Consider the following 23,031-nt stretch of genomic DNA (forward strand, 5'->3'; position numbering starts at 1 on the left):
AATAAAAATTGTTACCTTTGCATCATGGAAATACAACCAGTAGCAATTTTTCATTCTCCCTTTGCTTCTAAATTTGGTATACCTAAGCAAAGTGGTATTATAGAAGAACTGAAAGGCGAAATCGTCTTCGAACCGCAATATCGCAATCCTGATGCTATTCGTGGAATAGAAGGGTTTGAGTATTTGTGGCTTATTTGGCAGTTTTCTGCGAATAAGCATGCTGCAAATAGCCTGATGGTTCGCCCACCTCGTTTGGGGGGTAATGAGAAAGTAGGCGTTTTTGCCAGTAGAAGTCCTTTTCGTCCGAATGGTTTAGGTTTATCGTCTGTGAGAATCGATTATGTGGAGTGGGAAAGTCATCGTGGTCCTGTTATCCATGTTCTTGGGGCTGATCTCATGGACGGTACACCGATTTATGACATTAAGCCGTATGTGACCTATGCTGATTGTCATGCAGAGGCACAAAGTGGTTTTGTAGATGAGCGGAAATGGTGTAAGCTAAAGGTTGTTTTATCTGATAATACTAAAGCACGTCTATTGACGCAAAAGGGGTGGACAGATGAAACGATAGCTCAATTACAGGAGGTTCTTGCTGAAGACCCTCGCCCGCAATATCAAAAAGACCCGCAGAAGGTCTATGGTATGCCTTTTGCGGGTCTTGATATTCACTTTCGCGTCATCGATGATGTCGTCGAAGTGCTATAAAGTGTGTTTCGTTTATTGGGCAAATGTAACAAAGTTAACATTTGTCAATGTGATATCACTGTTTGCATCAATATCCTGAGCGGTTTCATGATAGAAAATGTTTGCATTTTCGATGGTAATACCATGAATCATGCCTTTTTCGCCATGAGCAGCAATACCTGTTTTACAACCTCTTACTACGATATCTTTCATGTGGATGTCAGTAAAGTTAGGTGCAAACTCAACTTTGGTAGGTTGAGCGCCTTTCTTAGCACCAACATGGTTATCAAAATAGGTTGTTTCGAATACAATGGCCTGATTATCGATGTCAGTCATGTAGATATTGCTAATGTAGATATCTTCTGTAGTACCACCACGACCAACAGAACTCTTGAAGCGAAGTCCTGTGTCAGTGCCAGAGAAAGTATTATTGTGTACGTAGATATTCTTCATTCCACCCGAGAACTCACTTCCGATAACGAAACCACCGTGAGCATGGTAAACGATATTATCTTGTATGTTGATGTTCTGACATGGACCGTATTCTAATGCTTTTGCACCAGCACCACCTTTCATACAGATACCGTCATCACCCGCGTCAATCACGTTATTCACGATAAGTACATTGGTACAGTTACCGATATCGATAGCATCGCCATTCTGAGCATTCCATGGGCAACGTACAGTTACGCCATCAATAATAACATTCTTACAGCGTTGTGGTACAATATGAAATTTTGGAGAATTTTCAACTGTAACGCCTTGAATCAATACATTTTCGCAATCAGTCAGGCGTATGAGGTGTGTACGCATTTTCTCCTGAGCTTCGGGTGTAGCAGCAATGTTATCAAAATGTTTCAGGTTGAATGGATACCATAAGTCGCCTTTGGCACTTTCAGTTCCACCCATAGCCTTGAAGTCGTTCCATTCGGTGTTGCTCACCTTGCTTCGTTTAACAGGGCGCCACCATTCTCCATTACCGTCGATGATACCTTCACCCGTAATAGAAATATTCTTGCGCTTGCTGGCATTAATACCAGGTGTAGCCTTGTCATCTTTTACACCATTTTCTTCCTTAATAAATTCTTTCTTATCTTCAGAGAAAACAATAATTGCATTTTTCTCCAAATGAAGGTCGATATTATCCTTGAAAGAAATCAATCCTGTAAGATAAATACCAGCAGGTACATTCAAATGACCACCGCCTAGTTTGCTTAATTTGCTTATTGCTTTGCGAAATGCTTCTGTGTTAGAGGTAATACCATCTCCTTTGCCACCACAATCAAGTATTGAAACGGTATTTGCAGGTATTGTTGGAACCGTAACTTCAGGCATTGCTTTAGGTAAATTTTGGTAATACTTGCTGTAATCTCCTGCAAATACGCTTGTAAGAGAAAAAAGCAAAGAAAGTGCTAATAGAATAGTTCTTCTCATTTGTTTTCTACGTTAAATAATAGCTTATATTTCTTTATTCAGTGTACAAACTTACGTAAAAATAATAACAAACGAGTATTCTTTTGGATATTTTAGGGATATTAGGGATAATTTAGTGTAATGATAAAAAAAATAAAAAAGGCGGCCTTCTTGTAATAAGAGAACCGCCCTAATGAAAGGAGGAGTGGTACCTCTTGGAGTTGAACCAAGGACACATGGATTTTCAGTCCATTGCTCTACCACCTGAGCTAAGGTACCGTGCTTAATTGCGGGTGCAAAGGTAGTAAAAAACTTTGAACCCGCAAAAAAATATCCATAAAAGTTCTATGCATTAATATTTGTTAACATCTAGAACGCTTGGATTAGTCTTTTTGATCAAACAGAGGATTCCACCCCTGTGCTTTCAATTCAAATTCCTTATCATCGCGTGTAATTAGCATCGCGCCAAGGTTTTCTTTTGTAATATAGCCGATTTGACGAATACCTTCTATGCCTTCTAGCTTTTCGTGATCACCAATAGGTACTGTGAACACTAATTCGTAGTCTTCGCCACCATTCAGTGCACAAGTAGTGACATTCATGTTCAGTTCTTCTGCCATCACAGCTGTTTGGTAATCGATAGGCAGATTCTTTTCGTAGATGCGGCATCCACAGTGGCTTTGGCTGCAAATGTGTAGCAGTTCGCTACTCAAACCATCAGAAATATCCATCATAGAAGTAGGGCGAATGCCTGCTTCCTTCAGCTTTTGGTTGATGTCACCACGAGCTTCTGGTTGAATCTGGCGTTGCAAAAGATATTCTTTACCTGAGAAATCTGGTTGAAAATCAAATACTTCTTTTCTTTTGGCTTCAAGAGCAGCTACTTTATTTTTATCATCTGCGTTCTTAGCCTCTTTCAGTTTCTTGTTAAAGTCGTTAATCTGACCATAATACACGGTCTTTTCGCGTTCAAGAAGTTGGAGTCCCATGTAGCTTGCTCCTAAGTCTCCGCTGACACAGATGATATCGGTTTCTTTAGCACCGTTTCGATATATGATTTCGTCTTTTGGGGCATCGCCAATACAAGTAATGCTGATAGCAAGACCTGTATAAGATGACGTTGTGTCGCCACCTACGATATCAACGTTCCATTTATCGCAAGCTGCACGTAAACCACGATAGAAGGCTTCTACATCTTCTACTTTGAAGCGCTTATCTACAGCAAGACTTACAACGAGCTGGCGAGGCGTTCCGTTCATGGCAAAGATATCACTTAAGTTAACCATGGCAGACTTATAGCCTAAGTGCTCCAAGTCCATGTAGGTCAAGTCGAAGTGAATACCCTCCATAAGCATATCTGTAGTCATCAGCACTTCCTTGTCTGGGTAGTGCATCACGGCACAATCATCGCCGACACCATATACGGTTGACTCGTTTTTGATAGCAATGTCTTTTGTGAGGCGCTTAATCAGACCAAACTCACCTAATTTAGATATTTCCATCTAGTTTATTTCTTAATCATATAATTATTCAGACCGGCGAATGATTTCGCGGAAGATCTCAGTCATTCTTGGTTGAGCCTCGTTGGCTGCCTTCTGAACCTCTTCGTGACTAACCTCTACAGGAACATCAAATCCTCCCAAGTCTGTGATTACACTAATTCCGAATACTTTGATACCACAATGACGAGCTACAATGACTTCTGGAACAGTACTCATGCCAACGGCATCACCACCAAGGATGCGGTACATGCGATACTCGGCAGGGGTCTCAAAGGTAGGTCCCTGTACACCTACATATACGCCATGTTTCACTTCGATACCTTTTTCTTGTGCAATCTCATCAGCCAATTTAATCAACTGATGGTCATAGGCTTCATGCATATCAGGGAAGCGAGGACCTGTAGGGAAGTTTGGACCATGGAGTGGGTGCTCTGGGAAGAAATTAATGTGGTCGTTGATAATCATTAAGTCGCCAATCTTGAATGAAGGATTCATACCACCAGAAGCATTAGATACAAAAAGCGTCTTGATACCCAATTCGTACATGATTCGCTCTGGGAAAGTAACTTCCTTCATGGAATAGCCTTCATAAAAATGGAAACGACCCTCCATAGCAACAATATCTTTGCCGCCTAACTTTCCGAAAATCAATTTTCCAGCATGTCCTTCTACTGTTGATACTGGGAAGTTTGGAATATCAGCATACGAAAACTCGTAACTGTCAGTTATTTCTGAAGCTAATTGTCCCAGCCCCGTTCCTAGAATGATTGCTGTTTTTGGACTTGTGGTCATCCTTTCTTTTAACCAGGATGCTGTTTCTTGAATTTTTTCGTACATAGCTTATTATTTTTTCATTAAATTCTTCTTCATTGAGCATAAATCTTACTTTGATAGGCAGACTGTAAATGCTCTTTTTAACTTCTTCACTCAAACCTTCGAGGCATTGGATGCGTGTAGCATCTTTTTCTGTTGTAATAATCAGTTTAGGTGATGACATTGCTGCAAATGTTTCATTGATTTTTTCAATGTCTCTATTGGTAAACTGATGATGGTCGCCAAAGGTTAGTGGTTTGATGATGGGTTGATAGGTTCTCAGATCCATGATCATCTGTTTAGGCGAAGCTATACCGGTCAGAAGAAGTACGTTTTTATTGCGTAATTCCTGAAGTGCAACCTCTTTTTTCTCTGCTTGATCGAAGATCGGGTTGAGAGGGTCGTAATCTAGTGTCGTAAAATACAACTGTTGATATGGAAACAGATCTATAGCTTTGGTTAGTACTCTGAATTCCATAGGTTTCAGGTCTTTTGGACATTTGGTGATAATAACCAAGTCTGCTCTGTTTTTACCACTTAGAGGTTCACGAAGTCTGCCGGCAGGTAATAACTTGTCGTAAATAATCAGTCTGTGATAATCTATCAGTAGGATATTGATGCCAGGTTTAACATAACGATGTTGAAAGGCATCGTCTAGTAGGATGACATCTGTAGAGCGTGTTTCGTCATCAAAGGAAAGATGATCGATACCTCTGCATCTATTTTTGTCAACGGCAACAAATGTATTTGGAAATTTCTGGTGCATCTGGTAAGGTTCGTCGCCAATTTCAGGCATGGCAGTGTTTGGACCAGCCAAAACATAACCATGACTTTTACGTTTATAGCCACGACTCAATATAGCAACTTGTGCTACATCTTGCAATAATCTTATCAGATATTCTACATGCGGTGTTTTACCAGCCCCTCCTACGGTGATATTACCTACAGAGATGACAGGTATATCAAATGCTCTCGACTTCTTGATGCCTACATCAAAAAGCCAGTTTCGGAATCTTACCCCTGCACCGTAAATCCAGGATAGAGGTAAGAGCCAATCATTGATTTTTATGAAATCTCCTTCTGTTCTCATTAATACAAGTTTAGTATATATGGAATGCGTGCCTGTAATACTTCGTGTTGCTTGATGTTTCGTAACATCATAAATGGTGTATAGTATTCGCCTAATGCCAAACGAAGTTGTTCATCTAAAGAGTTGCTGTCTTCTGTTATACCAAATAGTTGGTCTATCCAATTCGTAGGTTGTGAATAGTCTACTGTATAATAGTTTTTCAGTTTGGCAAATGAAGCCGCTTTTTGGATAGCATCATCCATACTACCTAATTGGTCTACCAGTTTGAGTTTGAGGGCATCTGTTCCTAAGAATACATGCCCTTGTGCTACCTCATGTACTTGATTTACAGACAATTTTCTTCCATCCGCTACGCGTTGGCAGAATAAGTCATAACCTCTGTCAACATATCTCTGCAGCGCTTTGGCTTCATCTTCATTGTATGGTCTTGCCATAGGGATAGGGTTATTCATTGAGAATGTGCTATTCTTATTGGTTCCTATCTCATCAAATTTGATGCCAAGTTTTTGTGTCATCAGTCCACTAAAGTCTGGAATGGCTGCAAAAATACCAATACTTCCAGTTTCTGTAGTAGGTTGAGCTACAATCCATCGTGCGCCCATGCTCATATAGTAAGCTCCTGAAGCAGCCATGCCGCTCATGGATACCACTACAGGCTTTTGGGCATTCAACTTCTTGACATAATGCCAGATTTGCTCAGAAGCATAAGCATCTCCACCCCCAGAATTGATGCGGAGAACTACAGCTTTAATTCTGTCATCATTGGCCATGTCTTCCAAATCTTTGCAAACTTTGCTCGCAACAATCTGTGGCTCATTGTTATTCAAAGAATTCGCCTTATCAATAATGCTACCCTCACAATAGTATAGAGCGATTTTATCTCCCTTATCCTCGTTGATAATAGCTTTGTTCATTTCGGCAACGCTCACCTGATGAATCATGTCATCGTCTTCAAGTCCGAGTCGCTTTTTGACTACAGATTTTATTTCGTCGGCATATAAAAGACCATCTACGAAATTCTTTTTAAGTAATGATTTACCTCCGTCGAGTGAAACGATTTCATCAGCATACTGGTTAAGCTGGCTGGTACTGATGTGACGAGACTGAGAAACCTGTGTGCACACTTCAGACCATAAACCGTTGATAATACGACTCATCTGTTCACGGTTAGCGTCACTCATCTTGTCTTCGGTAAATGTTTCGGTATAGCTTTTATATTTTCCTACTTTGAAAATTTGAAAACGAACCCCAAATTTTGCGAATAAGTCTTTGTAATATTCAGGTTGAGCTGCTATACCATGCCAGTCAATCATACCTTCAGGATTGAGGTATACCTTATTGGCAGCAGTACTGATATAGTATGTAGGCTGATTAAAGCGTTCACCATAAGCGATAATCCATTTACCTGATTTACGGAAATCTTGTAATGCACCTCTTATCTCTTGCACGGTAGCCCAGTCTGTAGACAAAAAGCCTGACTCCAAATAGATACCCTGAATATGCTTATCATTTTTGGCTTTTTTGATGGCTGACATCATTTCGTTCATACCGATTTGGTTGATTTGATGCCCTGTAATCTGTCCAATGAAGTTATCGCTTGCCTGTTCGTTAATTATTCCCTGAAGTTTAAGAACCAAAACGGAATTGTCCTGTAAAGTAGTTCCTGCGCTTTTCGAAGAAATCATACCGATAAGGCTGATTAGGCCGAAAAATCCAATAAGAGACCCAAACAGAAAAATACCTATGATAGTGGCAAGTACATTTTTTAAGAAATCCTTCATACTTCGTTTTTGATAAGTTTTGTTCCGCAAAGATAGCAAAAATATTTTGTCATATAGGAGTAAATGTATTGTTTTTATCAAAAATCAGAGTTTTTTTACCAAATCCTAAAAATTGGCAGATAAATCTTTTTGTATCTTTGCAGACATATAACTTTTACTCTAAACGATGAAAAAAATCTTATTAATAGCCTTATTATTTGTAGCTGGCTGGTCTGGTTGTCAGACTGTAAATGCCAAAGCAAAAAAACAATTATGGCCTGATGGCACTCCTATAGATTCTTGGTTTAATGATACCACTAAGGTTGATATAGCACAGTTGGGCAAGAAATATGTGATTACAGACTATGGTGTTGTTCGCGATAGTAATCTAGTGCAAACTGCTGCTATACAGAAAGTTATAGATATGGCTTCTCAACAGGGCGGTGGTGTAGTTGTAGTTCCTAAGGGAACTTTTCAGACGGGTAGTTTATTTTTTAAGAAGGGTACTCATCTTTATGTAGAAGAAGGTGGTGTGCTCAAGGGGTCTGATCGTATTGAGAACTTTGCTATTCAAGAAACTCGTATCGAAGGGCAAACCTGTAAGTATTTTACGGCTATCGTTAATGCCGATGGTTTGGATGGATTTACCATCGCCGGAAAGGGAACAATTAATGGTAATGGCTATCATTATTGGAAGGAATTTTGGATTCGTCGCGAATGGAATCGTCAGTGCACCAATAAAGATGCTCAGCGTCCTCGTCTTGTTTATATTTCTAATTGTAAGAATGTAACCGTACAGGATGTGCATCTTATCAATAGTCCTTTCTGGACCAATCATCTCTATAGAAGCAACCATGTGCGTTATTTAGATTGCTATATATATGCTCCGACAGAGGGTGTAAAGGCTCCAAGTAGTGATGCTATTGATATCGATGTATGCGATGATGTTTTGATAAATGGCTGTTTCATGAATGTAAATGATGATGCCGTAGTATTAAAAGGTGGTAAGGGTACTTATGCTGATGTTGATTCAACGAATGGTCCTTGCAATCGTATCATGATTCAGAATTGTCATTATGGTATTGTCCATGGTTGTCTGACATTGGGAAGTGAAAGTGTTCACGACCGTAATGTTATCCTTCGTAACATTAAGGTTGATAAAGCACATCGTGTGCTTTGGTTAAAGATGCGTCCTGATACACCTCAGCATTATGAGTATGTTACAGTAAGCAATATTACTGGTAATTGTGAGAACTTCTTAGTTGTTCGTCCTTGGACTCAGTTCTATGAAAAGCAGAATCGTCCGGATATGCCTACAAGTCAGTGCAATAATATTTCGATAGAAAATATTAAAATGGATTGTGGTAATTTCTTTAATGTAGGGACTAGCGATAAATACATCTTGAATGATTTTTCATTTAAGGATATCCATATTCAGGATGAGAAAAATTCATTCGATAAGAATATGATTACCAATACAACGGTAAAGAATGTTGTCATCAATGGCGAAAAAGTGAAGTAATGATTATAGGAAGGACCATGAAAATAAAATTGTTATTAGCAGGCTTGCTTTTGAGTGCATTAGGGGTGTCTGCTCAGACATATCAGTTTGATATGACAAAAAGTCAGCCTAATTATACAGATCAAGCAGGATATGGCTATGATGTTGTAGCTGCACCAGAAAAGAAAGATATTAAAAAAGCATTCTTTTTTTCGGTAAAAGTTCCGGATGGTAATTATCGTGTTACTGTAACTTTAGGTAGTAGTAAGCGTGCAGCATCTACAGTTGTTCGTGCGGAATGTCGTCGTCTCTTTCTTGAAGAATGTGTAACAAAGAAAGGTAAATATCAGACATTCTCGTTTTTGGTCAATAAGCGCAGCCCTTATATTAATAATAAGGAACGCGTACTTATAAAAAATAGGGAGAGAGAATATCTTCATTGGGATGATCGCCTGACATTGGAGTTTAATGGTTCTGCTCCTGCTGTTCGAGAGATACGAGTTGAGCGTGATACGATAGCACCTACAGTTTTCCTTTGTGGTAACTCTACTGTTGTCGATCAAGCCAAAGAGCCTTGGGCTAGTTGGGGACAGATGATTCCTCGCTGGTTTGATGATCAGGTATGTTTTGCTAACTTTGCGGAAAGTGGACTTACGGCATCATCTTTTATCGCCCAGAAACGTCTTGATAAAATTATGAGTATGATTAAGAAGGGTGATTATGTGCTTTGTGAATTTGGTCATAATGATCAGAAAGAAAAAGGTCCCGGTGCTGGCGCATATTATAATTTCTCCTTTGCATTGAAGAAATTTATAGATATGACTCGCAAAGCAGGGGCAACCATAATTTTTGTTACTCCAACGCAGCGTCGTGCATGGGATACAAGTAAGACTAAAATTTTAGAAACACACAGTAATTATCCGGAGGCGATGCGTGCTGTTGCTATTCGAGAAAAGGTTCCTGTAATAGAACTTCATGACATGACTCGTACATTCTTCGAAACTTTAGGTTATGACAATAGTACGAAAGCTTTGGTTCATTATCCAGCAAATACATTTCCTGGTCAGACAACAGCATTGGCAGATAATACACACTTCAATCAATATGGCGCTTATGAAGTGTCAAAAATGGTTGTGATGGGCATGAAAAAGCTTCAGTTGCCAATTGTTAATAATTTAAGAAATGATTGGAAAGATTATAATCCAGCCCAACCAGATGATTGGAAAACATTTCATTGGGCACTTTGTCCGATTTATGAGACGATAAAGCCAGATGGTAATTAGATATATATAATAAAAAAGGTATTTTCCCCTTCTTGAACGTGAGTTTTGGAAGGGGATTTTTTTTGTACTCATTGTAAATGTTAAATATCAAAAAATAAAGTCTTGTAATCAAAAATTACGGGTGTATAGATACAATTTTAGGTACTTTTGCCATCGTAATAAACTATACTTAATAAGATTATACCATCGGTTGCGCATCAACCTACGGCCTAATTTTAACAAAATATGCCACGAAAGACCTTGTGCTGGTTACATGTGGACCTAATAAAGATAATATAACAACCTAATTAATAACATGAATAGTAAAAAGCTATTAAAAACAACAGCTCTACCAACGGTAGTTGCATGTTCGGCTTTAGCATTCAGTCCTTACGGAGTGCAGACAGCTAATGCTGCAGTTCAGATTGCCCAGCAGGCTAACAGTATCAAGGGTACTGTAGTAGATGATATGGGTGAGCCTGTTATTGGTGCTACTATCAAGGTAGTTGGTGCCAAAGGCACAGGAACAGTAACCGACTTGGATGGTAATTTCGTATTGAATGTAAAGCCAGGTACCAAACTACAAATCTCTTACATTGGTTATGATAATGTTAATGTCGTTGCCAAAAATGGTATGCAGATCAAACTAAAATCTGCAGGTGCTATTAATTTGGGCAGTGTAGAGGTTGTCGCTTATGGTGTTCAGAAGAAGGTAACTATGACAGGTGCTGTATCAAGTGTGAAAAGTGAAGACTTGGTTCGTACCTCTGTTGGTTCAGTGAATAATGTGCTTGGTGGTCAGCTATCAGGTGTGACAACTGTTCAATATTCTGGTGAGCCTGGTAGCGATGCAGCTGAAATCTTTGTTCGTGGTAAGGCTACATGGGGGGATTCTTCTCCATTGATTCAAGTAGATGGTGTTGAGCGTTCTATGGGTGATATAGATCCGAACGAAATTGAGAGTGTGACAGTCTTGAAAGACGCTTCTGCAACAGCTGTATTTGGTGTGCGTGGTGCAAATGGTGTTGTCTTGATTACAACGAAACGTGGTTCGCAAGGTAAGGCTAAAATTAATGTTTCTACTGCATGGACAGCACTCTCCCCAACGAAAATGGTAGAGCAGGCTAGTTCTTACGAATATGCTAACTTCTATAACCAGATGTCATATAATGACTATTTGCAGAATGCTAATGTCGCAGTAGCAAATGGTAAATATGCTGATGTTTCTGCTTATATGGCAGAGAATGCTTTTAATCCAAGCTTTTCAAATGCTATTATAGAAAAGTTTAAGACTAACTCTGATCCGATTCGTTTCCCAAATACTAGTTGGGCAGACTATATTATGAAGGATGTGACGCTCCAGCAGCAGCACAACTTGAATATATCTGGTGGTACAGATCGCGTGAAGTACTTTATTTCTGCTGGTTACTATGCACAGGGTGGTCTCTTTAATGAGTTTGATCGTGGTTATGACTATGGATATCAGTATCAACGCTTTAACTATCGTGGTAACCTTGACTTAAAGGCAACAAAGACTACAACATTGTCATTTAATGTGGCAGGTAATGTGAGCGATGCAGATAAACCTTACACTGGTCAGGGTTCTGGTGGTATGATAAAAAATATCTATTATGCTACACCTTTCTCAAGTCCAGGAATTATAGATGGTAAGATGGTTACAGGAACCACAGACTATACTGATGGCTTAAATCTTCCATTCTTGGGTAGTAATGGTATGGCTTACTATGGTAATGGTTTCATGCAGACCAATATCAATAAGATCCAAATGGACTTGGTTCTTGATCAGAAACTTGATTTTGTGACTAAGGGATTGAGTTTTAAGGCTAAAGGTTCTTACAACTCAAGCTATACTGTAAACAAACAAGGTAATTGTGGTGTTGCTACCTTTAATCCATTGGTTCAGTATGATGCTAATGGTAACGTTATTTATAATGATGATGGTACTCCTTATATTTTATATCGTCAGAATGGTAACGATACAGATCCTTCTTATAAATACTCTCAGGGTAAAGCGCGTGATTGGTATTTGGAGGCTAGTTTCAATTACTCGCGTGTGTTCGGTAAGCATACCGTAAATGCCCTCGCATTGTATAACCAGTCTAAGCAGTATTATTATTCTGGAACTTCTTACCCAGATGTACCTCGTTCATATGTAGGTTTGGTAGGTCGTGCAACATATGATTATGCTAACAGATATATGGCCGAATTTAATATGGGTTATAATGGTTCTGAGAACTTTGCTCCAGGTAGGCGATTCGGTCTTTTCCCTGCAGGTTCTATTGGTTGGATTGCAAGTGAGGAAAAGTTTTGGAAACCTATTTCTAAGGTTGTGTCATTCTTCAAGCTTCGTGCATCTTGGGGTCTTGTTGGTAATGATAAAACAATAGATTCCTTTCGTTTTATGTATTTAGCTGACCCATTTGTAACGGGGTCTGGAGGATTGATAACTAATGCATTGACATCACCTTATACAGATACTTATGGTTATCTCTTTGGTAACGCCCAGTCAGGTACAACCTCTGGAACATCAGGTCTTGCTGGTGCTTATGAATCTGCAAAGAATAATCCTGATATTGGTTGGGAAAAAGCCTTTAAGCAGGATTATGGTGTTGATGTTTATTTTTTCAATGACCGTTTGAAGACAACATTTGACTATTATCGTGAGCATCGTACAGATATTCTAGTTCGTGATGCTACGGTTCCATCAACAATCGGTTTTACAATGCCATATACTAATGCCGGTGAAACTAAGTCTTGGGGTTGGGAGCTTTCTGTAGGTTACAATGATAAGATTGGAAAAGATTTCCGTTATTGGGGAAAACTGAATCTTTCTTATAACCAGAACGAAATCATCGAGATGAGGGAAACTCCTCAGAAGAATGAATACATGTATTCTCGTGGCCATCGTATTGGTGCTCGTTCTATGTATAAGTTCTGGAAATATTATGAAGGCGAGCAGACAAAAGCAGAGTATCAGCAGACTTTTGGTGAGGCTTTCCCTACTCAGAGAGTTAGTAATCTTCAGCCAGGTGACTGTGTTTATGTGGATCTAGATCATGATGGTAAGATTGATGAAAACGATAAGACCCGCGATAACGGTTATACTGATGATCCTGAGTATATGGCTGGTTTAACTTTTGGTTTCGCATGGAAGCGCTTGACATTTAATGCGCAGATGACTGGTGCATGGAATGTTTCCCGTTATATTACCGATGTGTTCCGTCAGCCATTCTTCTGTTCTTCTAATACGACTCAAGGAGGATTACTCTCTTATCACGTAGAAAATACATGGACACCAGGCGTATATGAATCACAGGATGCATTGTATCCACGTGCTACTTGGGCCAATGCTGTTCAGAACTATGTAGAATCAGACCTTTGGGAGAAGGATGCTAAATATCTTCGTTTGAAGACGATTTCTATATCTTACGATTTAATTAATCCTACTTTCAAGAAGATTGGTATGAATAAATTTGAGGTTACCTTATCAGGTTACAACTTGCTGACCTTTACTCCTTATAAATGGGGTGACCCAGAGACAAGAGCTTCAAGTTCTCCTTCTTACCCTCTTCAGCGTACCTACACAATCAGTCTGAATGTAGGCTTCTAATTAAATAGGTAAAAGCAATTAAGAAACAAAGAAACAATGAAACATAATATATTATTTCGTAGTGCAGTAGCTATGCTTGTTGCAGGTGCAGCGATGACCGCATGTACAGACAATATCGCTGTTGGTGATGCATCTCTTGATAAGGCAACAAGTTCTACTGCTACGATCGATTCTGTATTCCAAAATGCAGAGTATACTCGTCAGTTCCTTATTGGAATCTATTCGAAGCAGTACTATGGATTACCATATGCTAATGGTGGTGCTTATATGCCACATGCAGGTAACCCATATACAGGTAAATTTGATGGATTGACTGACTGCTGGCATCAGTTTTGGAATGGTGCTGCTGTCTATGGGCAGTATTATACTGGAGCGATGACAGCTACAACCAACCGCTCAGATGGATTGGATGGACCTCTTTATTCTTATGATAAGGAATTTCAGTGGTATACGATTCGTGCTTCTCATATTTTCCTTGAAAATGTTGATCGTGCACCAGAAGTTGATATGAAATCAGATGAAAAGAATCGTTTGAAGGCTGAGGCTCGCTGTTTGATGGTGAGTGCCTTTTTTGAAACTTTTCAGCACTTCGGTGGTATTCCAATTATGGACCATGCGTTAACAACGGATGAAGTAGCTAATGAAACACCACGTGACTCTGTAGAGGTTTGTGTAGATTGGATGGTAAATGAGTTGGATAAAGCTATTGCTGATAATGATTTCCCTTGGATTACTTCTAATCCTGCTACGATGAATGGTCGTTGGACCAAGGCTGGAGCTATGGCATTAAAGTGTAAAATTCTCCAGTTCGCAGCTTCTCCATTGTTGAATCCTAAGGATGGTCAACCTTATTATTCTGGTGCTTCAGAAGAACAGAAACCATTTATAATGTATACTGATGCTTCGAAATATCAGGAGCGTTGGGATCGTTTTGCAAAAGCTTGTGACGATTTTTACAATGCTTTGCAGGCTAATGGTCAGTATAGTATGGTTTTGGCGAATATTCCAAGTTCAGCTACTACTGCAGCAAAGAAAGCCCCTTACTATCGTTTAGCCTATCGTCAAGGTTACTTCTTAAATGCGTCTCCAGAGATTTTGCATTCGGTTCGTGTTTATGGTAACGACCCTATGTCTACTGCGCGTTATGGTTGGCATGAGTGGTATTCTAAGGCAGTTCCACGTAATGCATATTGTCCAACACAAGAGTATGTTGAAAAGTTCTCTTGGAACGATGGTGAGCCATTTAATTGGACTAATGCTGCTAAGAAAACATATAAATCTTCAGCAACGGAGCCTGATGTTACAGTTACTAAAGCTGATGATGGTTCAGAAGTCTATACTGTTTCAAACTTTGTGACAAATACTATAACAGGTGCGATTACGCGTAACCCGAAGTCTTTGCATACTATGTTTGTTAGTGGTGATGTACCAGCTGGTGGACGTCAAATTACAACTTCTTTGACTCGTGATCCACGTCTCTATGAAGAGTGTATTGTTAATGGTTTGAATATGAACTTAGACTGGTCTACTGCATCTATGACCGGTGATCCTTGGGAACTTTGGTATGATGGAAATGATGGTGGAACGGGTGTCTTGACCCAGCAAAATACCATGTTCGGTTCTGGTTATGGTTTTAATAAATACTACTTGGGTACAGGTGTTTATTCTGGTGACCAAAAAGCAGATTCTTATCGTTATCCTACTCAATGGGTGGCTCTTTCGTTGCCTGAATTTTATTTGCAGTATGCTGAGGCATTAGTGATGCGTTCAAATCCTGATGTAACAAAAGCGGCTCAAATGATAAATGTTGTGCGTTCACGTGTGGGCCTTCCTGGTGTTGAAACGATGTGGACTCGTTCTAACTTCCGTTCTGCTAAGGGGTATAAAGCTACTACACTTGCAGCAGCAGCAACAACTCCAGTAACCCTTGAAAATGGTGAAACGTCTACCGAGTTCATGGAAGAATTGCTTGATGAGCGTGTTCGTGAGTTAGGTTTGACTAATGCACGTTGGTTTGATATGGTTCGTTATAAGAGAACTGATTGGATGACGAAACAACTTCATGGTTTGATGCAGTACCGTCTGATTCAGAAGGGTTCTGTGTTTGTAAGTCGTAATGTCGCTTGGATTGGTGCAGACCATGATAATGACCCTTCTTCAACACAGCCTCTTTTCTTCTTGAACTCTATTAAAACCATTACAGGAAACAGTCGTTATCTTTGGAATAAAGATCCGAAGAGTAATGAGGTGAAGAAATGGTTGCTTGATCCACTTCCACAAGCAGAAATTAATAAGCACTATGGTTTGGTACAAAACCCTGGTTGGGAGTAATAATCGGTTAGAATAATTAAGAAAAAACGAATTCTATATGAAAACAAAGAATATATTTATGTTGACATTGCTTGCAGGTACAACCCTGCCAGCAATGGCTCAGCATGACATCGTAGATTCTGTGGCATATAAGGATCAGAAAGTTGATATCGGTGCTAACCGTTTGTTCTCTCGTGAACAGTCAACTGGTGCTGTCAGTGTCATTAGTAATAAAGATGTCAATAAGCGTGGTGCACGCAATATTGGAAATAATATTTTGGGCTCAGGTTCTGGTCTTGTCAGTTTGGATGGTTCTGGACTTTTTCATGCACAGAATCCAACTTTCTATATCCGTGGAATTCAGTCATCAAGTGGCAGTACACCATTAATTATTGTTGATGGTGTTGAACGTGCTATAGAGAATGTCGTTGCAGAAGATGTAGAAAGTGTACAGATCTTGAAAGATGCTGCTGCAACAGCACTTTATGGCTATAAGGGAGCTAATGGTGTCCTTATTGTGACTACTAAGCATGGTGATTATAATTCAAAGTCTATTACGTTTAGTTATGATCATGTTTTCTCTTATCTGAATAATAAACCAAAGATGGCAGATGCGGCTACTTATGCTTCTGCTGTCAATGAAGCTTATCGCAATCAGGGGGAAGCTAGTGTTTATAGCGATGCAGTTATCAATGCTTATAAGAATGGAACTAATCCACTTTACTACCCTAATGTAAATTGGGCAGATGAAACGTTCCGTGATGTTTCTCACAATAATCGTTTCAATCTTGAGTTTAAAGGTGGTTCTAACAATTTCCGTTACTATACCAATGTACAGTTGTTGACGAATAAGGGATTTGTTAAGAATTTTGAGAATGATGGATATTCTACGCAGAATAAGTACACACGTGGTACTTTGCGTTCAAATATGGATATTGATTTGGGGCCTAAAACTAAATTGCATACTCATTTGTATGGTTTGTTGACCGAGCAATCACAGCCAGGTTCTCAGGCAGATCTTTGGAGTATGATTTATCAGTTACCTGCTAATGCATTCCCAATTAAGGCTACAAGTGCAGTATGGGGAGGTAATACTCAATATACTACAAACAACCCAGTCGCACAGAGTCAAGCAGCTGCTTACTATAAGAACCATCAGAGAGCTTTGTATGCTGATTTGCTATTAGAGCAAGATCTATCTTCTATCACAGAAGGCTTGAAAGGAAGTGCTCAGTTAGGTTATGATACATGGTCTAATTTATATGAGAACCATTCTAAGACTTATCGTTACAGTTATTATGCAGTAAATAATAATGGTGATGTTGTTCCGGATGGTGAAGGTGCATTGGCTGCTGTTGAAGGTTCTGATTCTAGAATGGGAACAGCATCCAATAATGATTCATGGATTCGTCGCTGTGTATGGAATCTAGCACTTAATTATGATCGTACATTTGCAGAGAAGCATAATGTATATGGTCAGTTGAAATATGATTATGAGTATAATGACCAGACTGGTACAAATACTTCTATTTATCGTCATAATATCTCTTTGTTTGGCCATTATGGTTATGATAATCGCTACCTGTTTGATGTAGCGTTTGTCGAGTCGGCTTCTAATCGCTTGGCTCCTGGTAGTAAGTGGGCATTTTCTCCAACATTCTCTGCTGCGTGGAATATTTCTAATGAGGCATTCATGAAGAATGTTAAATGTATAGATTTCTTGAAATTGCGCGTTTCTTGGGGTAATAAGCAATTAGATGTACTTCCTGGTGATAATGTATGGACTTATTATAATCAGTTCTATCTAATGGATGCGGCTAGCTATCCATTTGATGCTACCTATACGGGTACACAGTGGGGTAACACCTATTTGGGAACAGCGATGTCACTAAGTCAAGGTCACGAGCAATCAAGTAAGTTTAATTTAGGTTTGGATGCTACTCTTTTTGGCAGTTTGAATCTCTCGGCAGATGTATACTATCAGAATCGTTATGATATTTGGTATTCTACAGCAGGTAGCTATTCAAGTGTATTTGGTCTGGATGCACCATATGAGAATGTGGGTCGTATAACCTCTAAAGGTTTCGAATTTTCTGCTGATTATAGCAAAAAACTGAATAAGAACTTGACATTTAGTGTAGGTGGTTCTTTAACAGTGAATAAGACTATTGTCAACAGACAAGCAGAGTCTCCACAACTTTTTGCTAATACATCTTCTACTGGTAAGCGTTATGGACAAGCTTTTGGATATATTGCTAATGGCTTCTTCCAGAAGAGTGATGATCTCGATGGTAATGGTATCATATCAGAAGCAGAAATGAAGCAGTTAGGTTATCCTATTCAGAATGCTAATACTATTTATCCTGGTGATGTGAAATATGTAGATTTGACCGGTGATGATAAGATAGATAGTAATGATCGTCAAGCTATAGGATACAGCACAACTGCACCAGACTTGTATTACAATTTCCATCTTGGTGTAGAGTATAAGGGATTTGGTGTTGATGCTATGTTCCAAGGTGTAGGTAAGTGGACTGGTTTCAAGACAACAAATGGCTTGTATCGTTCTGCAGTTGCGACTAATACTTTGTCGCAGTATCTTTATGAGAACTCTTGGTCTGCAGAACGTGGTAATACGGATCAGGCATTATTCCCACGTCTTTCTACTGTTAGCAATGCAAACAATGATGTAAATAGTACATTAAATATGTTTGATCGTAGTTACTTGAAGCTTCGCTATGTAGAGGCATACTATTATTTGCCTAAGACAGTTTTGGATAAAACTAATTTTATCAAAAACGTGAAGCTTTATGTGCGTGGTACAGATCTCTTTACTACTGATCATTTAGACCAAGCTGATGCTGCTTCTTATGGTACAACACAGCCTCTTACCAAAAGTCTCCAACTTGGTGCTGCAGTAACATTCTAAACTCAAAGGAATTACAATTATGAAACTGAATAAAAACATATTATGCTTGGCATTGGCTTCTTTAGCGTTGTCTTCATGCAACACTGATTACAATGAATATACGGCATATGATAAAGAGTATATTGCGCGTTCATTCACATATGTGGGTGGATTGATGACCAAGATATATAATGATATCGATACTGACTGGGGGAACCTTTCTGGTGCTATGCTTTCATCGGCTACGGATGAATCAGAGTATAGTCATGATGGCAACTCTGTAGAAGATTTTTACAATGGTAACTGGAGTGCGGCAAATCCGCACCAGACCATTTGGAGTTCTGCTTATGAAGGCATCACTTATTGTAATGAGGTGATTGATAACTGGTCTGATATGACGTTTGACCAGTACAAGCTAAACATCGACTATGAAAAGCAGATGTACCTCTATAATAATTATAAGTATGAAGCTCGTTGGGCACGTGCTTATTTCTATTATACTTTGGTGCGTCAGTACGGTGGTGTACCTTTCAAAATTCATAATACTACAGGTACCGAAGAAACAGCTTTGCCAAGAGTCACAGCTGACTCTATTTTTAATTTCATTGCCAGTGAGTGTGATGATATTAAGGATAAGATTATTGAGGATTATTCAGCAGATGCAGAACACATTCTTGCAAAGGCTGAGACAGGTCGTGCCAACAAATATGCTGTCTTAGCGTTGAAAGCTCAGGCTGCACTTTATCAAGCTTCTCCTCTCTTTACTCAGGGAAAGACAGATGAAGAAAAGAAAAATCTTTGGGCTGCGGCCGTTATAGCAAACAAAGAATTAATTGATGAGGCTGAAAAGAAGGGATATGGTTTGGCTTCTTCTATTGATGCACTTTGGGGCAAAGAGTATTATTCTGAGGCTCAGAGTTACAAAGAAATTATTTGGGCGCGTAGAACAGCTTCTGCAAATACTTTCGAAAGTTATAACTTCCCAGTAGGTTATTCATCTGGTCAGGGTGGTAACTGTCCTACTCAAGACTTGGTAGATGCGTTCGAATGTACTGATGGAAAGAGTATCAGTGAGAGTAGTCTCTATGATCCTAATAATCCTTATGCAAACCGTGACAGTCGTTTGGCTAAAACAGTTGTTGTCAATGGTGAAGCATGGCCAAATGATTTGGCAGCCTATAATTCTGAACACCCAACAATAGAGACTTATGTAGGTGGTTTTCATTCTCGTACAGGTAATGCAGCTGGAAAGTCATATGCAACAACAACAGGTTATTATCTGAAAAAATTCTGCAACCCTGACCAAATTCTCCGTGCTCGTTCTGGTGTAGCGGTTACTACTTCTCCTCATGGTTGGTTGACCTTCCGTATGGGTGGTATGTATTTAAATTATGCAGAGGCTCTCTTCCAGTACTTCAAGATTGCAGGTAATGCTAATGCTGCTGATGCTACAGCGATGGTAACATATACAGATCCTCAAGGTGATAAGCATACGGTTACAATTCCAAGTACACAGACTGCTGCTAAGATGGCAAGTATGACTCGTACTCGTTCTGGTATGCCAGCTTTTGCAGCAGGTATGACCAACGATGAATTCTGGTCAAAATATAAAAATGAGCGTCGTGTAGAGTTAGCTTTTGAAGGTCATCGTTTCTATGATGTTCGTCGTTGGATGGAAGATGGTGATAAATTCATGAACATCCATCGAATGGAAATCACTAAAAATGAGAATGGATCCTTTACTTATAATAAGGTTGCATTTACCCGCGGTGATGGTAAATGGCAGAGTAGATGGAATTTATTTCCATTCTCTCAGACAGAAATCATGAAGTCTGGTAATGCAATTGTGCAAAATCCAGGTTGGTAATTCGATTTTAAGTTTCTCTTTCAAACACCTTAAATTATTGTCGAATAGATAGGGTGTTTGAAAGAGTAATGATAAAGAATAATTGTTATATAATTTATTATTAACTAAATATTTAAACTATGAAAAAGTTTACTTTAATTGCAATGGCTTTTGCTGCTTTGAGTACAACAGCAAATGCTGAGTTGATGGACAAGTACTTCTTCAAGATTCCTACAGACAAGTTTGCTGATGGTTGGGTGGTTCAAGATGCTGGAAACTTTGCTTCTACACCAGGTAAGGATTATCTTCAAGTGCAAAACAAGAAGAATGGTGGTCGTATGCTCAACTATTTTTGGAATGAAGATGCTTGGCAGAAGGTTGATGTTGCTAAGCTTCCTAATGCCACTTACAAATTTACTATGGATTTGAACATGGCTAGCATGGCTGCACGTTCAGATATGGAATTTGTTCTTCTTCCTATTAATGCTTGTACATCGACAGACTCACGTGTAAGTACTCATAATTATCGATGGGTTTCTGGTGAGGGTGAAGATTATTTTTTCCGTTGGAGAGTTGGTGTAGGTCCTAAAGCTGCTAATGGCGATTTCACTATTTATATAAATGAGGTTCCAACAGCAAAGAACGATTGGTCGAAAACAACAGAAGATTCACTTGTGTTGAAGAGTCAAGTAACCTATAAGTTTGCTGTAGAGATAAATGGCGATGCTAATACTGCTACTTATACAATCTCTGATGCTGAAGGAAACTCTTTGAAGACAGGTGTTCATAATTATGTCTGTGCAGAAGATCGTGCTGGTATCATGGCGTTTAGTATGAATGGTGGATCTATTCACCAGATTTCTAATTTAGGCCTTTCTTATTTGGCAGAAGGTCCTTTTGCAAATGAACCTACTGTAGACCTTTTGGCAGCTCGTGGTGCTGAGCGTGATTACTATGTTAATTTCCATGAAAATGAAATTCTTCATTGGATTCAACTTGGTAACGCAGAAGATGCTTTTGGTACCCAATATGAAGATGGTCAGGAGTATACTATTGGCTATTGGGAAGCTAACGATACTCGTGATTTCGAGCAAGATGCTGAAAATTATTTTGGTTCTAAGATTATCTTTGCATCCAAATCTGGTCAGTTGAAGACTTGGACTACCATGGAAACAGATGAAGAAAACAAGTCTGAAGAGGTTTTGACAGATGTTGATGCAACAGAAGTCGTGATGCCTACTCCAGAGGCAAAAATTACTAATGTAGAAGCTGGTTATGGCAAGGAATATACTATTATTGCTGATAATTCAGAGACCTTGTTAAAGCCTACCGTTACCGTAAAAGTTACTGTTAAGGACGCAAATGGTAGCATTGTTTCTACTAAGGAAGCCCTTTCTGGTGAGAAAGTTAAGCTCGAAGCTCCTGGTTCTTTAGAGTTGTACGCTTACGATGGTACACACCCTAGTCCATGGTATGGTCAGTCTGAGACCGTTACAGTTAATAACAATGCTGAGTATGAGGTAGCTGAGAATGTTGACTATGCTTTGGATAAAGCAACTGTAGAAGCAGGAAAGGTTGGTTTTACTAAAGAAGAAATAGTTGATGGTTCGAATAAATCACACTGGGATCGTATTTATTCTACTCAGAAGTATGGTTATGATGCAGCTGGTAACTCTGAAAATTGGGTTGATGGTACTGACTATACTTTTGTTAAGGAAGGTTTCGGTTTCTATGACCTTGGCGCTATCGGTACAGAAAATGCTAAATGGCCTGTTTTGACTCCAGATGATCCTACAACAGCTTTTGCTCCTTTATATCCTACAGATGCATTCTTAGCTAATAGCAAGTATAATGCTGCTGCTTGGCATATTTTCCCACTCGAGGGTATTGTTTACTACGATACACAGGTTAATAATGCTGAACTCCAGTTGGATGCTAAGTATACTTCTGACGATGCCGCTAAACCAAATTTCTACATTGTTCACAAACGTGGTGGTTATGATCGTCCTGATAAGGGGGATTGCAATTCTACTGAGGTTGTAGAAGCTGGTAAAACATTCAATCTCTATCGTTATGATACAGCTATTAACGATGTTAAAGTATTGACATATAAGGGCTTTGTTCCAGGTACTACAGGTATCGTTTCTGTTAAGAATGATACAAAGGCTAATGCAGATGCTCCAATTTACAACCTTGCAGGTCAAAAGGTAGGTAAGGATTATAAGGGAATCGTTATTCAGAACGGTAAGAAGTTTGTAAAGTAAATTACATTATAAACTTAATATAAAGAAATCCTCTTCTTTTTCGAGAA

At 39.2% G+C, this 23,031-nt stretch carries 13 protein-coding genes and 1 tRNA gene; 8 read left to right on the forward strand and 6 right to left on the reverse strand.

Annotated elements, in window-relative coordinates:
* Positions 1–24: 24 nt before the first annotated feature.
* Complete coding sequence (gene tsaA, locus L6471_RS05985; protein WP_094448192.1) at positions 25–705, forward strand: tRNA (N6-threonylcarbamoyladenosine(37)-N6)-methyltransferase TrmO; 681 nt, start codon at positions 25–27, stop codon at positions 703–705.
* 12 nt (positions 706–717) lie between these two features.
* Here the strand turns inward: tsaA and L6471_RS05990 are convergent, their stop codons facing one another.
* The 6 genes from L6471_RS05990 to sppA all read right to left on the reverse strand — a co-directional run bounded on the left by L6471_RS05990 (position 718) and on the right by sppA (position 7,283).
* Positions 718–2,118 carry a glycoside hydrolase family 28 protein gene (locus tag L6471_RS05990; protein WP_027454163.1) on the reverse strand — a complete coding sequence of 467 codons (1,401 nt, stop codon included), beginning with the start codon at positions 2,116–2,118 and terminating at the stop codon, positions 718–720.
* 185 nt (positions 2,119–2,303) lie between these two features.
* Positions 2,304–2,376: transfer RNA gene (locus L6471_RS05995), tRNA-Phe, on the reverse strand.
* Positions 2,377–2,480: 104 nt separating this feature from the next.
* Positions 2,481–3,599, reverse strand: a complete 1,119-nt coding sequence (gene thiL / locus L6471_RS06000) for a thiamine-phosphate kinase (RefSeq protein ID WP_094448191.1) — start codon at positions 3,597–3,599, stop codon at positions 2,481–2,483.
* Between the two features lie 24 nt (positions 3,600–3,623).
* Positions 3,624–4,436 carry a purine-nucleoside phosphorylase gene (locus L6471_RS06005; RefSeq protein ID WP_006283693.1) on the reverse strand — a complete coding sequence of 271 codons (813 nt, stop codon included), beginning with the start codon at positions 4,434–4,436 and terminating at the stop codon, positions 3,624–3,626.
* Complete coding sequence (gene lpxK / locus L6471_RS06010; protein WP_237797561.1) at positions 4,321–5,502, reverse strand: tetraacyldisaccharide 4'-kinase; 1,182 nt, start codon at positions 5,500–5,502, stop codon at positions 4,321–4,323. The genes L6471_RS06005 and lpxK overlap by 116 nt, the downstream gene beginning before the upstream one ends.
* Entirely contained in the window at positions 5,502–7,283 is a 1,782-nt protein-coding gene (gene sppA / locus L6471_RS06015; protein ID WP_237797562.1) for a signal peptide peptidase SppA, read from the reverse strand. The genes lpxK and sppA overlap by 1 nt, the downstream gene beginning before the upstream one ends.
* Before the next feature lie 166 nt (positions 7,284–7,449).
* Between sppA and L6471_RS06020 the strand changes: the two genes are divergently transcribed.
* The 7 genes from L6471_RS06020 (at position 7,450) to L6471_RS06050 (ending at position 22,984) form a co-directional block, all read left to right on the forward strand.
* On the forward strand, positions 7,450–8,784 hold the full coding sequence (locus tag L6471_RS06020; RefSeq protein ID WP_237797563.1) for a rhamnogalacturonidase: 1,335 nt from the start codon (positions 7,450–7,452) through the stop codon (positions 8,782–8,784).
* A 17-nt stretch (positions 8,785–8,801) separates the two neighbouring features.
* Positions 8,802–10,046, forward strand: coding sequence for a rhamnogalacturonan acetylesterase (locus L6471_RS06025; protein ID WP_237797564.1), 1,245 nt, complete (start codon positions 8,802–8,804; stop codon positions 10,044–10,046).
* A gap of 295 nt (positions 10,047–10,341) precedes the next feature.
* On the forward strand, positions 10,342–13,656 hold the full coding sequence (locus tag L6471_RS06030) for a SusC/RagA family TonB-linked outer membrane protein (protein WP_027454158.1): 3,315 nt from the start codon (positions 10,342–10,344) through the stop codon (positions 13,654–13,656).
* A 36-nt stretch (positions 13,657–13,692) separates the two neighbouring features.
* Positions 13,693–15,987: a RagB/SusD family nutrient uptake outer membrane protein gene (locus L6471_RS06035; RefSeq protein WP_094448188.1), complete on the forward strand. Its 2,295-nt coding sequence runs from the start codon at positions 13,693–13,695 to the stop codon at positions 15,985–15,987.
* Between the two features lie 37 nt (positions 15,988–16,024).
* Positions 16,025–18,895, forward strand: a complete 2,871-nt coding sequence (locus L6471_RS06040; protein ID WP_094448187.1) for a SusC/RagA family TonB-linked outer membrane protein — start codon at positions 16,025–16,027, stop codon at positions 18,893–18,895.
* A gap of 19 nt (positions 18,896–18,914) precedes the next feature.
* Entirely contained in the window at positions 18,915–20,741 is a 1,827-nt protein-coding gene (locus L6471_RS06045; protein WP_094448186.1) for a RagB/SusD family nutrient uptake outer membrane protein, read from the forward strand.
* Positions 20,742–20,860: 119 nt separating this feature from the next.
* Positions 20,861–22,984 carry a hypothetical protein gene (locus L6471_RS06050; RefSeq protein ID WP_237797565.1) on the forward strand — a complete coding sequence of 708 codons (2,124 nt, stop codon included), beginning with the start codon at positions 20,861–20,863 and terminating at the stop codon, positions 22,982–22,984.
* Positions 22,985–23,031 lie beyond the last annotated feature (47 nt).

This window comes from Segatella bryantii, from assembly GCF_022024215.1.
Taxonomy (GTDB): domain Bacteria; phylum Bacteroidota; class Bacteroidia; order Bacteroidales; family Bacteroidaceae; genus Prevotella; species Prevotella bryantii.

Coding starts and splice junctions, on each gene's coding strand:
- tsaA (WP_094448192.1), top strand. CDS start 25: ATGGAAATACAACCAGTAGCAATTTTTCATTCTCCCTTTGCTTCTAAA.
- L6471_RS05990 (WP_027454163.1), bottom strand. CDS start 2,118: ATGAGAAGAACTATTCTATTAGCACTTTCTTTGCTTTTTTCTCTTACA.
- thiL (WP_094448191.1), bottom strand. CDS start 3,599: ATGGAAATATCTAAATTAGGTGAGTTTGGTCTGATTAAGCGCCTCACA.
- L6471_RS06005 (WP_006283693.1), bottom strand. CDS start 4,436: ATGTACGAAAAAATTCAAGAAACAGCATCCTGGTTAAAAGAAAGGATG.
- lpxK (WP_237797561.1), bottom strand. CDS start 5,502: ATGAGAACAGAAGGAGATTTCATAAAAATCAATGATTGGCTCTTACCT.
- sppA (WP_237797562.1), bottom strand. CDS start 7,283: ATGAAGGATTTCTTAAAAAATGTACTTGCCACTATCATAGGTATTTTT.
- L6471_RS06020 (WP_237797563.1), top strand. CDS start 7,450: ATGAAAAAAATCTTATTAATAGCCTTATTATTTGTAGCTGGCTGGTCT.
- L6471_RS06025 (WP_237797564.1), top strand. CDS start 8,802: ATGAAAATAAAATTGTTATTAGCAGGCTTGCTTTTGAGTGCATTAGGG.
- L6471_RS06030 (WP_027454158.1), top strand. CDS start 10,342: ATGAATAGTAAAAAGCTATTAAAAACAACAGCTCTACCAACGGTAGTT.
- L6471_RS06035 (WP_094448188.1), top strand. CDS start 13,693: ATGAAACATAATATATTATTTCGTAGTGCAGTAGCTATGCTTGTTGCA.
- L6471_RS06040 (WP_094448187.1), top strand. CDS start 16,025: ATGAAAACAAAGAATATATTTATGTTGACATTGCTTGCAGGTACAACC.
- L6471_RS06045 (WP_094448186.1), top strand. CDS start 18,915: ATGAAACTGAATAAAAACATATTATGCTTGGCATTGGCTTCTTTAGCG.
- L6471_RS06050 (WP_237797565.1), top strand. CDS start 20,861: ATGAAAAAGTTTACTTTAATTGCAATGGCTTTTGCTGCTTTGAGTACA.